The sequence below is a fragment of the Bartonella sp. CM31XJBT genome (genome assembly GCF_028618555.1).
Taxonomy (GTDB): domain Bacteria; phylum Pseudomonadota; class Alphaproteobacteria; order Rhizobiales; family Rhizobiaceae; genus Bartonella.
Map to the genome: position 1 here is coordinate 275,542 of NZ_JAQITD010000001.1, position 14,064 is coordinate 289,605.

13 protein-coding genes are annotated in these 14,064 nt (G+C 38.5%); 3 read left to right on the forward strand and 10 right to left on the reverse strand.

Features of this window, described 5'->3' with window-relative positions:
* Window positions 1–74 precede the first annotated feature (74 nt).
* The 10 genes from PVV63_RS01115 to nth all read right to left on the reverse strand — a co-directional run bounded on the left by PVV63_RS01115 (window position 75) and on the right by nth (window position 9,820).
* On the reverse strand, window positions 75–461 hold the full coding sequence (locus PVV63_RS01115) for a YbaN family protein (protein WP_273790249.1): 387 nt from the start codon (window positions 459–461) through the stop codon (window positions 75–77).
* 409 nt (window positions 462–870) lie between these two features.
* Complete coding sequence (locus tag PVV63_RS01120) at window positions 871–1,776, reverse strand: metal ABC transporter permease (protein ID WP_273790250.1); 906 nt, start codon at window positions 1,774–1,776, stop codon at window positions 871–873.
* Window positions 1,773–2,639 carry a metal ABC transporter permease gene (locus PVV63_RS01125; protein ID WP_273790251.1) on the reverse strand — a complete coding sequence of 289 codons (867 nt, stop codon included), beginning with the start codon at window positions 2,637–2,639 and terminating at the stop codon, window positions 1,773–1,775. The genes PVV63_RS01120 and PVV63_RS01125 overlap by 4 nt, the downstream gene beginning before the upstream one ends.
* The gene (locus tag PVV63_RS01130) at window positions 2,636–3,466 is read right to left on the reverse strand and encodes a manganese/iron ABC transporter ATP-binding protein (protein ID WP_273790252.1); all 831 of its coding nucleotides are present in this window, start codon (window positions 3,464–3,466) and stop codon (window positions 2,636–2,638) included. The genes PVV63_RS01125 and PVV63_RS01130 overlap by 4 nt, the downstream gene beginning before the upstream one ends.
* Window positions 3,463–4,371, reverse strand: a complete 909-nt coding sequence (locus tag PVV63_RS01135; RefSeq protein WP_273790253.1) for a metal ABC transporter substrate-binding protein — start codon at window positions 4,369–4,371, stop codon at window positions 3,463–3,465. Before PVV63_RS01135 ends, PVV63_RS01130 begins: the two co-directional genes overlap by 4 nt.
* 289 nt (window positions 4,372–4,660) lie before the next feature.
* Window positions 4,661–7,075, reverse strand: coding sequence for a phenylalanine--tRNA ligase subunit beta (gene pheT / locus PVV63_RS01140; RefSeq protein ID WP_273790254.1), 2,415 nt, complete (start codon window positions 7,073–7,075; stop codon window positions 4,661–4,663).
* A gap of 39 nt (window positions 7,076–7,114) precedes the next feature.
* The gene (gene pheS / locus PVV63_RS01145) at window positions 7,115–8,191 is read right to left on the reverse strand and encodes a phenylalanine--tRNA ligase subunit alpha (protein WP_273790255.1); all 1,077 of its coding nucleotides are present in this window, start codon (window positions 8,189–8,191) and stop codon (window positions 7,115–7,117) included.
* A gap of 94 nt (window positions 8,192–8,285) precedes the next feature.
* Window positions 8,286–8,687: a 50S ribosomal protein L20 gene (gene rplT, locus PVV63_RS01150; RefSeq protein ID WP_012754515.1), complete on the reverse strand. Its 402-nt coding sequence runs from the start codon at window positions 8,685–8,687 to the stop codon at window positions 8,286–8,288.
* Window positions 8,688–8,720: 33 nt separating this feature from the next.
* Complete coding sequence (rpmI, locus tag PVV63_RS01155) at window positions 8,721–8,924, reverse strand: 50S ribosomal protein L35 (RefSeq protein WP_183193590.1); 204 nt, start codon at window positions 8,922–8,924, stop codon at window positions 8,721–8,723.
* Window positions 8,925–9,079: 155 nt separating this feature from the next.
* Window positions 9,080–9,820 (reverse strand): endonuclease III, encoded by a 741-nt coding sequence (gene nth, locus PVV63_RS01160; RefSeq protein WP_273790256.1) that lies wholly within the window; start codon window positions 9,818–9,820, stop codon window positions 9,080–9,082.
* 120 nt (window positions 9,821–9,940) lie between these two features.
* Between nth and PVV63_RS01165 the strand changes: the two genes are divergently transcribed.
* The 3 genes from PVV63_RS01165 (at window position 9,941) to ilvD (ending at window position 13,482) form a co-directional block, all read left to right on the forward strand.
* On the forward strand, window positions 9,941–10,372 hold the full coding sequence (locus PVV63_RS01165; protein ID WP_012754518.1) for an Hsp20 family protein: 432 nt from the start codon (window positions 9,941–9,943) through the stop codon (window positions 10,370–10,372).
* A gap of 26 nt (window positions 10,373–10,398) precedes the next feature.
* A complete protein-coding gene (locus PVV63_RS01170) occupies window positions 10,399–10,650 on the forward strand; it encodes a DUF1150 domain-containing protein (RefSeq protein ID WP_012754519.1) in 252 nt (83 codons plus the stop codon).
* A 993-nt stretch (window positions 10,651–11,643) separates the two neighbouring features.
* The gene (gene ilvD, locus PVV63_RS01175; RefSeq protein WP_273790257.1) at window positions 11,644–13,482 is read left to right on the forward strand and encodes a dihydroxy-acid dehydratase; all 1,839 of its coding nucleotides are present in this window, start codon (window positions 11,644–11,646) and stop codon (window positions 13,480–13,482) included.
* The last annotated feature ends 582 nt before the right edge of the window (window positions 13,483–14,064 follow it).

Sequence of the window (14,064 nt, forward strand, 5' to 3'; positions counted from 1 at the left end):
AAACTTAAAAGTCCTCATAGTTTTTACAAATAAGTCGAATCTAAAAAGAGTATCTCATAAAGCCTTTTTTATCATTAAGAAGATGGACGTGTTACAATATAAATGGCAATCAGCAATAATATAACCGCAACAAGTAAGGAAATCCATAAAGGAGGGTGTAGCATTACGAAAAAGGATAAAAATCCTCCTGTCATACTCATCATTGCAAAAACTTTAACGAATGGAGAGATTGCTTTTTTTTCTTCCCATCGCTTAATAGGGGGACCAAAAATACGATGATTATTCAACCATTGATGAAAACGTGGAGAAGAACGCGTAAAACACCATGAGGCAACCAATAAAAAAGGCACCGTTGGCATAATAGGTAATACGACACCGATAATACCTAATATAACCATCGCCCACCCTGCTATATAATAGCAGATACGTAAAGGGTGCGATATCTTCGAATCTTTTTTCATTCTCTCGTACTATTTTCCTCTACGCAAAACCCTATACAAAAACATTGTATCTGTTTTTTTCTGTTTACATGTCTGAGTGCACAATTACGCTCTACCCCTTCATGCGTAAGTGTCTTTGCTGTTATAAGTTCCTTGAAAATACCGAATAGCTTACACAATATGATAATCATTTTAAATGATTTCAAGAAAAGAGGAGAGATTTTAGAAAAACAAAAAAATAAAAAGGCTGCAGAAGAAATCAATGCAGCCTCTTAATTAAGAATGCAGTGTTGGGGGGGGAGAAAATATACTGCACTCACCTGCTAGATATTAGGAGGAAAAACAATCTAGCACCCCGAACTCTAATTAAAATAAAAATGAGAAACAATATATAAAAATGCATGGCTGATATGCATGAATTTTAACACTTTCAAGTTTCTTGAACTGTGTTTCGACGAAAGAAAATCATCATGAAAATAGCCATAAAAATCAATGTCAAGATCAACACAATTGTGGAAGCAGAATCAGAGCCGATAAATAAGCTGAGATAAATCCCTAAAAAACCAGAAAAAGCTGCAACAAGTATCGCGATCATTAACATAAAAGAAAACCGCTTTGTGACAAGATAGGCAATTGCTCCTGGTGCTATCAGTAAAGAAATAACGAGCACGATACCGACAGCTTTCAAAGCGGCAACAATTGTAAGAGAAATCATCGTTAGAAGGGTATAGTGGAGTAGAGATATTGGTAACCCCATTGCACGTCCTTGAACTGTGTCAAAAATATACAGCATAAAGTCGCGCCATTTTGCTGCTAAAATAAAAGTGACAACAGCAGAAATGATTGCCGTCTGCGTTATATCAAGCCAGTTAACACCCAGGAGATTACCAAATAGAATATGATTCAAATCTAAGCTACTATAAATAGATGTGGCTAAAACAAGCCCTAAACCAAACATTGAAGAAAAGACCACGCCCATCACCGTATCCTGTTTGATACGGCTATTGCTCCCTAAAAAACCCGTTAATAGTGCACACACCATTCCTGCAACAAAAGCACCGCAAGTAATCAAAGTCATTGTAATATTCTCTGGACGCATATGCTGAAACCAAGCAAATGGCAAAGAAGTTAAAAATGCGATTACCCATGGTGTTGTCATATAACCAACAACAACACCTGGAAAAACTGCATGAGAAATGGCATCCCCTAACAGCGCCCATCCTTTCAAAATAAGAAAACAGGAAAGCATCGCCATGGGAATAGAAAGAATCATGACAATAAGCATACCCTTAAGCATAAAAGAAAACTGAAACGGAAGCAGTAATTGATCAATCATGATAATATTACACCCTTTTTTGCTGCATTTATGCGTAAGCGCGCGGCAATAAACCCATGTTTAGGAGCAAAAATAAAAGCTAAAACAAATAAAGATGCTTGAAAAAGCACAACAACCCCCCCCGTTTGTGCATTCAAAAAATAACTCACATAAACACCCAAGATACTTGTGAAGGTTCCAATTACAACTGCAATAACCAAGATGTTCACGAAACGATCACTTAAAAGATAGGCCGTTGCCCCAGGTGTCACAACAAGACAAATGACTAAGAACGCTCCAACGGTTTGCATCGCAGCAACGGTACAAGCGGCAAGCAATGTGAAAAAGAGAATCTTTAAAAACTTTACGTTTAATCCAATGGCATGCGCATGCGTCTCATCAAATAACGAAACAAGAAGATCTTTCCATTTCAAAAGCAATATAAGCAACGAAACAAAGCCGATAAAAGCCAATTGTAGAATATCTGTTGAACTAACTGCTAAAATATTTCCCAAAACAATCGTATCAATATTAACAGCCATTGGTTTTAATGATTTGAGAAACAACCCAAAGGCAAAAAAGGAAGAAAAAATGAGCCCAATAATGGTATCTTCTTTAAGCTTTGTCCGGTGGTTAAAAAAGAGCATTGCTGCTGCTGCAAGACCACCAGAAAAAAAAGCGCCAAGTGAAAAAGGTAACCCTAAAAGGTAAGCTCCTGCTACACCAGGAACAATCGAATGGGAAAGTGCATCACCAATCAATGACCAACCTTTTAACATCAAAAAAGCCGAAAGAAAGGCACAAACACACCCAACTAACCCAGAAACCCACATTGCATTCACCATATATTGATAGCTCAGTGGCTCAAGCAACCAAGAAATCATGCAACGTGCTCCACTCTTTCAATATCTTCACAAACGGCAGACTGCTTTCTTCCCATGAAAACATCATTTTTTTTTGTGGTTTGAAGATCAAAAATATGGTGGTGCAAAGACCCTCCAAAAGTTTTCTCCAGATTTTCCTTTGTAAAGATTTTTTCTGTTAACCCAGAAGCTAAAACGGTCCCTTTTATTAAAACTGTATGATCACAAAATTCGCGAACAGAACCCAAATTGTGAGTTGAAACCAAGATCACTGCTCCTTCTTTACGAAGATCTTGTAACAAAGCAATGATTTTATCTTCTGTTGTAACATCAACCCCTGTAAACGGCTCATCTAATAAAATAGCTTTTGCTTTCTGTGCAAGAGCGCGCGCTAGGAAAACACGCTTTTTCTGTCCACCAGAAAGTTCTCCAATTTGGCGCTTGGCAAAAGCCAACATATCAACGCGTTCTAAGGCAATACGAACGGCTTCATAATCTTGTGTACGGGCATAGCGAAAGAAATTCATATGACCATACCGCCCCATCAATACAACATCTTCGACCAAGACAGGAAAATTCCAATCAACATCTTCACTTTGAGGAACATAAGCAATGAGGTTTTTTTTCAAAGCTATATCAACAGGTAAATCAAACATGCGAATTTTTCCCTTTGAGGGGCGTACAAACCCCATAATCGCTTTAAATAACGTTGACTTACCGGATCCATTAACACCAACCAATGCCGTAATAGAACCCTTTGGACTTTCAAAATTCACTTCGCGTAAAGCTGTATGTCCATTACGATATGTTACCGTTACTCCTTGGGCAAATATTCCACATTCCGTCATTGGCTTTTTACTCCCTCTACTAAAGCATTGCTAATACGCCCACTCGTGACACGTAATAAATCAATATAAGTGGGTACCTCACCATTTTTCTCACTTAAAGAATCAACATAAAGAACACCACCGTATTTAGCCCCTGTTTCTCTGGCAACCTGCTTAGCAGGCGCAGGGGAAATAGTGCTTTCAGAAAAAACTGCATGAATATTGTATTTGCGAACCATATCAATAACATGCTTGACCTGCTGTGGTGTTCCTTGTTGGTCAGCATTGATGGGCCATAAATAAAGTTCTTTTAGATCAAAATCACGTGCCAAATAGCTAAAAGCCCCCTCACTTGTCACAAGCCAACGTTTGTCTTGCGGTACAGCTTCTAATTCAGCCCTAATTGGATCAATCGTTGCACGAATTTTCTGTTTATAAATTTCAGCATTCTGTTTATAAATTTCAGCATGTTCAGGATCATATTTTACAAAAGCATCGCGAATATTATCAACGTAAATCAAAGCAGAGGTCGGTGACATCCACGCATGAGGATTAGGTTTACCGCTAAAGGGGCCTTCACCAATTTTAATGGGTACAATACCTTTTGAAACAACAACACTTGGAACATCCTTGATATTTTGAAAAAACTTTTCAAACCAAAGCTCTAACTCTAAACCATTCCACAATACAAGGTTAGCTCCCTGAGCACGCATAAGATCGCGTGGGGTGGGTTGGTATTCATGAATTTCCGCACCTGGTTTTGTAATGGATTCAACATCAGCGGCATCACCTGCTACATTGCGTGCCATATCAGCAATGATAGTGAATGTCGTAACAGCTTTAAATTTACCAGCACACAAAGCAAAATTGGGTGTAAAAAAAATAACACTTCCAAAAACTATGGTGAAAAACGTTCTTACGTTCATTGGTTTTCTCTTTCCTTTATATGCCTTCTTTTTATTGCAAATAATTTGCATTATCATTTAGCAATAGCAGTTATCTTTTACATTTGCAATGAAGGATTAAGAGAAAAATAACTTTTCAAAATGTTTAAAAACAGTTTTTTCATATTGAAAAAATTGATGATTTAAGCAGCTTGTTTTGGTAAGGAGGTCCCCTTTCAAGAAGTTCTATAGCTCTTGAATGCCAAACAAAAAGGGAGCACTCAAAGATGCTCCCACTTCATGTAAAATATCTCATAAAAAATGAGAATACTCAGTAGCGTAAATATGCACCTGTCATTTTGGTAACATTATCCACGATCTTTGAGGCAAGCTTTTCTAAATCTTCATCCGTTAGAGTCCGTTCTATGGGCTGAATAGTTACTTCAATTGCAACAGATTTTTTATCTTCACCAAAGCTTAAATCTTCAAAAATATCAAAAACCTGCACTGAATGAATAAGTTTTTTATCGGCTCCACTTGCCGCCCGAATAATAAGAGAAGAGGCAACAGTTTTATCCGCTATAAAGGCAAAATCACGCCGCACCATTTGAAAAGGTGAGAGTTTCAAAGGAGGACGGCTTTTGGTCGTTTTTTTCTTTGATTCTGGAATTCGGTCTAGAAAAATTTCAAAGCCGCATAAAGGGCCACTGACATCTAACTTTTCTAATGTAGCAGGATGAAAAACACCAAAAAAACCAAGAATAATCTTTGATCCAAGTTTTATGACACCTGAACGACCAGGATGATACCAATCTGGTGCTCCAACTTCAATCTGCACTTTCCCAATATCCATATCACATGCTTCTAAAATAGCTAAAGCATCTGCTTTGGCATCAAAAACATCAACGACGGTTGCATTTCCATTCCAAAAGCGCCCAGCACCTTTAAATTGCTCTGTTCCGCGACGAATCCCACTAACAACACGGTGTTGTTTATCAGGGGTGTCGCCCTCATAAATACTGGAAACTTCAAACAAAGCAAGATCGGAAAAACCACGATCAGCATTTCTTTGTGCCGCCATAATCAAACCAGGTAAAAGGGAAGGACGCATCATTGACATATCAGCAGCAATAGGATTAACCAATTTAAGCTCTTCTTGACCTCCTCCAAAAGCAAGAGCTTGATTTTCAGAAATAAAAGACCATGTTACCGCTTCTTTCATACCGCGTTGCACTAAAGCCAAACGTGTAGCACGTGAACGAATTTGTGCGCATGTTACAATCTGATCTTTTTCTTCTACGAAGTTTTCCAAAGGAATAGGTTTAATTTTATCTAACCCATAAATTCTCATGATCTCTTCCACCAAATCGGCTTTACCCATAATATCAGGGCGCCATGATGGTACTTTTACCGTAACGATATCTCCTTTTCCTTCAACAAAAAATCCAAGTTTTGTTAAAATAGAGATGATTTTTTCAGGCTCTATTTCCAAATTTGTTAAACGTTTAATTTCAGAAAAAGGAAAAGCGATCTGTTTGATTTCTTGTTGCTGATAGCCAACGATCCTCTTCTTAGATACTTCACCACCACAAAGATGCAAGACCAATTCTGTTGCAATCTCAAGCCCTGTTTCTATAAAAGCCGGATCAACACCTCGTTCAAATCGATAACGTGCATCACTGATAAGACCTAATGCTCTTCCTGTTTGTGCAATGCTTTGCGCATCCCAAAGCGCCGATTCAATAATAACGCGATGTGTTGTTTCATCACAACTCGTTCTTTCTCCGCCCATGATACCGGCAATCGAAACAACTCCCTCGTCATCTGCAATGACACAATTCTTAGCGCCCAAATGATAGATTTTTCCGTTCAGGGCTTGAAGCTGTTCTCCCTCACGCGCACAACGTACACACAAATTACCTTTAATTTTATCTGCATCAAAAACATGGAGTGGACGACCAAGGTCAAAACTGATGTAATTGGTCATATCAACAAGCGCATTAATCGGTCTCAAACCAATTGCATTCAAACGCTGTTGCATCCACTGTGGTGATTCGCCATTTTGAACATTGCGTACTTCACGCCAAGCAAAACCTAAACATAATGATGAATCTTGCGAAAAATCTAATGAAACATTGAGAGGTGTTTCAAAGGAAGGCTCAAATTTTGGTAAAGACAATTCTTTTAATTGTCCGATTCCTGTAGCGGCAAGATCACGGGCAATACCACGAACACCTGTGCAATCGGAACGATTAGGGGTCAAACCAATATCAATGACCGGATCATCTAAACCAGCATAAGCTGCAAATGAACCTCCAATAGGACTATCTTCTGGAAGTTCAATAATCCCATCATGCTCATTCGATAATTCAAGCTCTGCTTGTGAACACATCATCCCAAAACTTTCAACACCACGGATTTTTCCTACAGATAATGTTACATCAAGTCCTGGAATATAAGTACCTGGTAGTGCCAGAACACCAATAAGACCTGCACGCGCATTTGGTGCTCCACAGACAACTTGAACAGGTGTGGAAGTCCCTGTATCGACGGACAGAATCTGGAGTTTATCTGCATCAGAATGCTTTATTGCTGTTAAAACTTTTGCAATCACAAAACCTTTTAAAGAAGATCGATCATCAACGGAGTCAACTTCAAGACCGATAGCTGTTAGTTTCTCACAAATTTCATCCAAAGATGCATTTGTCTCTAAGTGATCTTTTAACCACGACAATGTAAATTTCATTTTAAAACCTCACATGAAAGCGATGACTAAGATCACACATTATCTATTAGGAAAAAAAGCAGGCATATCAAAGAAACGAAAGCCATAGTGGTCTAACCAACGCAGATCAGCATCAAAAAAAGCCCGCAAATCAGGCATACCGTATTTCAACATGGCAATACGATCAATGCCCATTCCCCATGCAAAGCCTTGATATTCATCGGGATCTAAGCCAACATTTTTCAACACATGAGGGTGCACCATTCCGCATCCTAAAATTTCCAACCAATCCTGCCCTTCTCCGAACTTTACGTCTGAACCAGAACGATCACATTGAATATCCACTTCCATAGATGGCTCGGTAAAAGGGAAAAAAGAGGGACGAAAACGCATTTTTACAGAGGGAACTTCAAAAAATTCTTTACAAAAGGTTTCATGTAGCCACATCATATGGGCAATGGTGGAGGTTTTATCGATGACAAGACCTTCTACCTGATGGAACATGGGAGAATGTGTTGCATCCGAATCCATGCGGTAAGTTTTTCCAGGAATAATGATCCGTATCGGTGCTTTTTGTCTTTCTAGTGTGCGAATTTGTACAGGTGATGTATGGGTCCGCAATAATTTTCGTTCTCCCATTTTATCAACATCAAAAAAGAAGGTATCATGCATTTCGCGTGCTGGATGCCCTTCAGGAAAATTCAATGCCGTAAAATTATAATAGTCTGTTTCAATATCAGGTCCCTCTGCAAGAGAAAAACCCAACTTCGTATAAATGGCAATAATTTCCTCAATCACTTGTGAAATAGGATGAATGCGTCCCCGTTCTATAGGTGAAGAGCGAACAGGCAAGGTAACATCAACTGTTTCACGAGAAAGACGGGCATCCATTGCCTGTCTTTTCAGAAGATCACGCTTTTGCGCCCATAATTCTAAAATACGATTTTTTAATCCATTAAGAACTGGTCCAACTTTATGACGCTCGCCAGCATCCATTTTTCCTAATTCTTTTAATTTTTCAGAGATACTACCTTTTTTACCCAATGCTGCAATACGCACTTCTTCAAGAGCTTTTTCATCACCTGCTGCCTCTAAGGCTAAACAAATTTCTTGTTCCAGACGCTCAATATCATTCATATTTTTGCCTATTTTTTAATAAAGAAAAACCCGCACTCGCAATAGCCAGCACGGGACCTCAAATAAATGAATGCTTTAAGAGAACACGACTGGCTTATTTGACAGCGCCTTCGAAAGCATTAGGTGTCGTATCTTTTAAATATTCTAAAGCTTTTTTTGCCGAGGCAACTAAAGCAGAAAATGCTTCCGCCTCGTGGATTGCTATATCTGAAAGAACTTTACGATCAACTTCAATACCAGCTTTTGATAAGCCATCAATAAAACGTCCATAAGTTAAACCTTCTGCACGAACAGCCGCATTAATCCTCTGAATCCACAAAGCACGGAAAGTACGCTTTCTATTTTTGCGATCACGATAAGCGTATTGCTTTGAACGATCAACCGCTGCTTTAGCTGCACGAATGGTATTTTTACGACGACCGTAAAAACCTTCAGCCTGTTTAAGAACTTTTTTGTGCTTAGCGTGTGCTGTCACACCTCTTTTCACACGAGCCATATTATAATCTCCTCAAAATCAAAAGCGTAAGGTTTAAATACCATTCGGCAAATAATGCTGAATGACTTTTTTAGCATCTTGTTCACACAAAACCATTGTTCCACGTGCATCGCGAATAAATTTATTCGAACGCTTAATCATGCCGTGGCGCTTACCGGCAGCTGCTACTTTAATTTTGCCTGACGCAGTGATTTTAAACCGCTTTTTAGCGGATGATTTGGTCTTCATCTTGGGCATTTTGCTACTCCGTACATTAATTTATTCAATCAAAAATTTTATTCACTCAAGCGGACCAACGCTTGAACAAGCATTTAAACAGCCACGGCATGCCCTGCCGGGCGGCTCTTAAAGACGTTTTCATAAGCTAGTATACACAAAATTGCAAGACCGTATTACAAAAAAATCGGCGCTCCATTGCCTTGAAGCTCAACTAAAGGTGCTGGAATTGCATTTGTTTTGATGGCTGCTTTACATAAATCGGCAATAATGCATTGCGTACATTGTGGTTTACGGGCTTGACAAATATAGCGACCATGTAAAATCAGCCAATGATGTGCATGGCGAATATAATGAACCGGTATAATCTTTAATAATTTTTTCTCAACAATTTCTGGTGTTTTGCCAGGCGCTAAACCAAGACGATTGCTTAAGCGAAAAATATGTGTATCTACTGCCAATGTAGGTTGACCAAAAGCAACATTCAAGACCACATTAGCCGTTTTGCGCCCTACTCCAGGAAGGGCCATGAGTGCTTCACGCGTATCGGGTACTTGACCGCCATAATAATCAATTAAATAGTTGCAAAGCGCATAAACATTACGTGCTTTTGCACGCCAAAGACCAATTGAACGGATATGATGTGCTATTTCTTCTTCTCCTAATGCAACCATTTTTTCCGGTTGATCAGCAAGGCGAAATAATTCTTTTGTCGCTTTATTAACGCTTACATCTGTCGCTTGAGCCGAAAGCACAACGGCAACCAAAAGCGTAAAAATATTTGTATAGATAAGATCACTCTTAGGCGCTGGGCGTTGCACAGAAAAACGGCGAAATATTTCTGCAATTTCATTTTCATTATATAATATACCAGATAAATTTCGCACTTTTGACAATTTTATGGTACGTTGAGGCATTGAACTCTCTTAAATCTTCTCTCTTGAAGTTATCATTCACGCTCGCCATATGAGAGAAATGCAGCGAACACTTTTATAGAGTGTGGTCAAGTAAAGCCGTTTTAAAGAGGATACTCATGAATGACACATGTGACGCCTTTCTCCAATCCCTTTCTTTTAGGGTTTGAAACCGTAGAAAAAATATTGCAACGTATCGGTAAAGCTGATGAGGCTTACCCAGCCTATAACATTGAACGTTTGCATAAAAATGATGATGCAAATCATATCCGGATAACTTTGGCTGTTGCTGGATTTAAGATTAACCATCTTAATATTTTGCTTGATGATAATCAATTGGTTATTCATGGTAAACAAACAGACAACCAAAATCATCAATATTTATATCGCGGTATAGCTGCGCGACAATTCCAGCGAACCTTTGTTCTCGCGGAAGGGATGCATGTTACAAATGCGGAGTTGAAAAATGGTCTTTTATCAATTAATCTGTATCAACCAAAATTAAAAAAAGAAATAAAACAGATTCCAATTAAAGTCAGTAGTGGTGAGTCATAAAAGTTAAGGCGTAAAGGAACAGTGAAATGGGAGAACATAAACAAAACTTGTCGTTTCAGAACACATCCTACTCTGATGCGGGACAGATTGCCTATTTAAAAAAAGTTTGTACAGATGATCTGGCTAAAAACTTTCCAGATCTTCCACCGATGACCCCAGGCATTACGATATGGGCTCTCTTTGGTGAAACAGGTTATCCTATCATTTTATCCGATGAGCGTTCTATCGCTCTTGCTGGAGCCAATGAGCATGAACTACAAATTGTAACTCTGCACTAGATTACCTTACGAGAAAAAGCTGTACTCTTTTATAAATTCTATCTGTTTTTTCGTAAAGGGTGTAATGTGGGTTATAATGAGATTAAGTATTGATTTATATTCATAATTAATTTTTTACAACTGGAATGAGAGTCCCGAATATCATAAGGTTCTCTCATTTGAGATCTTCTTATATTGAAACAATTAAAGTCACTTGCTTTATGTCATAAGCAGGGAGAGCCATGTGGATAAAAACACTTGAAGAAAGGAATAAAAATATCTCTTTTTAATTGTCTCAATTACCAAAGACATTCACAATATGGGGATGAAAAAATGTATGATGGTGTCAGTTTTCTTCTTCATAAGTGTGAAGATGTCTCTTATAGATTTATATTATTCACGAGGGCTGTTATACCATTCATGGGCGCTATCGTGAAATGGGCTCGAGTTACATTGAAAGATGTCTCTTTAAAATGAGTACATAAAGGCTATACAAGTGTATTTTGTTTGGTGTGTTTTGTTCTTCCTGAGGGGAGTAGCTCTATTGAAGAGTGTAAAAACAAAAGCATGAGATAATGCGTCATAATTATTTAAAAGATATTTCTATGAATGCGTTTAAAAGGTGTAAAGCTGAATTGTAAGGAGATGATAGATTTTTACCACGATGCCTTTATATTCTTTCCAAATGAGGCTGTCTTCTTGTTCCAGAAATTACGCAAACAGATAGATGCAATATACTGACCAAATCTGGCATACAAAAATCTGGAACAGTTCGTTCCACACTGAAGCGTTTTGATATTTGTCTCAAACGTGGACTTGCACAGGGATTAGATGTTGATTAACAGGTAAGAAAAAAACAAAGGCTTTATGAAAAAGTTTATGCAGAGCTTTTAATTTTGTGCTTCAAATGCCTCAGTACGAGGTATTTTGCTCTTTTAAATATTAAAGCTCTTGTTTTTATAATGAAGTTACAGCACAACAAGAAAAATGGAATTATTTGAGGGGAAAAAAATAATGCCTTCTTACCGTTCAAGAATATCAACCCACGGGCGTAATATGGCAGGAGCCCGCGGACTTTGGCGTGCAACAGGGATGAAAGATACTGATTTTGGTAAACCCATTATTGCGATTGCGAATTCTTTTACACAATTTGTACCAGGGCATGTCCATTTAAAAGATCTTGGGCAATTAGTCGCACAACAGATAGCTGTTGCCGGTGGTGTTGCGAAAGAATTTAATACCATTGCTGTAGATGATGGTATTGCGATGGGGCACGATGGAATGCTCTATTCTTTGCCCTCACGTGAAATCATTGCTGATTCTGTAGAGTATATGGTTAATGCACATTGTGCGGATGCACTTGTCTGTATTTCTAATTGTGACAAAATTACGCCTGGTATGTTAATGGCTGCTTTACGGTTGAATATTCCGACAATCTTTGTTTCTGGCGGTCCTATGGAAGCAGGTAAGATTAAATGGAAGGATCAAGATCTAAGGGTTGATTTGGTCGATGCCATGGTTGCAGCAGCTTCAGAACAAAATTCAGAAGAAGAAGTTGCTGAAATGGAGCGTGCAGCTTGTCCTACATGTGGTTCTTGTTCAGGAATGTTTACGGCCAACTCCATGAATTGCTTAACGGAAGCATTGGGGCTTTCTCTTCCTGGAAATGGATCAATGTTAGCAACACATGCAGATCGGCGGATGCTTTTCGAAGAAGCTGGAAAACAGATTGTTGCATTGGTTAAGCGTTATTATGAAAATGATGATGAAACAGTTTTGCCACGCTCTATTGCTTCACGCAAGGCTTTTGAAAATGCAATGACCGTTGATATTGCCATGGGGGGATCAACCAATACAGTACTGCATCTTTTAGCCGCGGCGCAAGAAGGTGAGGTGGATTTTACCATGACGGATATTGATCATCTTTCACGTCGTGTTCCTGTTTTATGTAAGGTTGCTCCTGCTGTTGCAAATGTACATATGGAAGATGTTCATCGCGCTGGTGGTATTATGGGGCTTTTAGGCGAACTGGATGCGGCGGGACTCATTGATACATCAACTTATACGGTTCATGCAAAAACAATGAAAGAAGCTCTTTACCGCTGGGATGTAAAGCAAACTAATGAGCCAACAGTTCGTGCATTTTATCGTGCTGCTCCAGGTGGTATTCCGACACAAACAGCTTTTAGCCAATCTTGTCGCTATGAGACCCTTGATCTTGATCGTGAAAAAGGTGTGATTCGCAATAGGGAACATGCATATTCACAAGATGGAGGATTGGCAGTTCTTTATGGAAATCTTGCAAAAGATGGCTGTATTGTAAAAACAGCAGGCGTTGATCAATCAATTTTAACTTTTAAAGGTCCGGCAAGAATTTTTGAAAGCCAAGATTCAGCTGTTTCAGCTATATTAACTGATAAGATTAAAACAGGTGAAATTGTTTTAATCCGTTATGAAGGTCCACGTGGTGGACCTGGAATGCAAGAAATGCTTTATCCAACGAGTTATCTCAAATCTAAAGGATTAGGCAAGGTTTGTGCACTTGTTACGGATGGACGTTTTTCAGGAGGAAGTTCAGGGCTTTCGATAGGACATATTTCACCAGAAGCTGCGGAAGGAGGAGAAATTGCGTTAGTGGAAGAAGGGGATATCATAGAAATTGATATTCCAAATCGTAGAATTCATATGTTGGTGGATGACGTTGAGATGAAGCAGCGCCGTGCTAAGATGGAAGCAAAAGGAAAAGGCGCTTGGCAACCGATTGAGAAGCGTCAGCGTAAAGTTTCAAAGGCTCTCAAAGCTTATGCAGCGATGACTACATCTGCTTCAAAAGGTGCAGTACGTAATATTTGATGAGTTGAATAGAGACAGTACTCTGATTTTTTGCATCTTTTGCACGATATTCTGAGCTAATTATTTTATGAGTTTATGAACTTATCAGAATATTTCGAGTCATGGATGAGTATGATTAAAAAGCTATCAATACAACTAAAAGCAGCTGCGGATTGCTTATTTTAGCAGCTATGTAAGATAGATAAAGATAGATACAGTATCATTACTTTTCATATCATATTCCAATCTTATACGAAATTACAATTTCCTGTTCTCATATTTATGGAAGATATTTATTGTACTGGTGGCATTATCTTGTTGTACCGTAAAACACTGTCATTTAGGACTGTGATATACGGCATCCTCCTTAAATATTAAGTGTTTCTTAGTGCGTGGTGAATATTCTTAGACTTGTTTGTAAAGCTTTTAGTTTAAGTGAATCACATGACTAGGAAATCAAGATAAATTCCTTAGAATCTGGATTGTTTGCAGACTTGATTCGAATGAAAATCTCTATCCTTTGAGATGTAAGAAGGAGTTTAAGGATATTTAGGAAAATAAAATGCTGCTGTGATATATCTGATTATATGTTCCATATGAAAA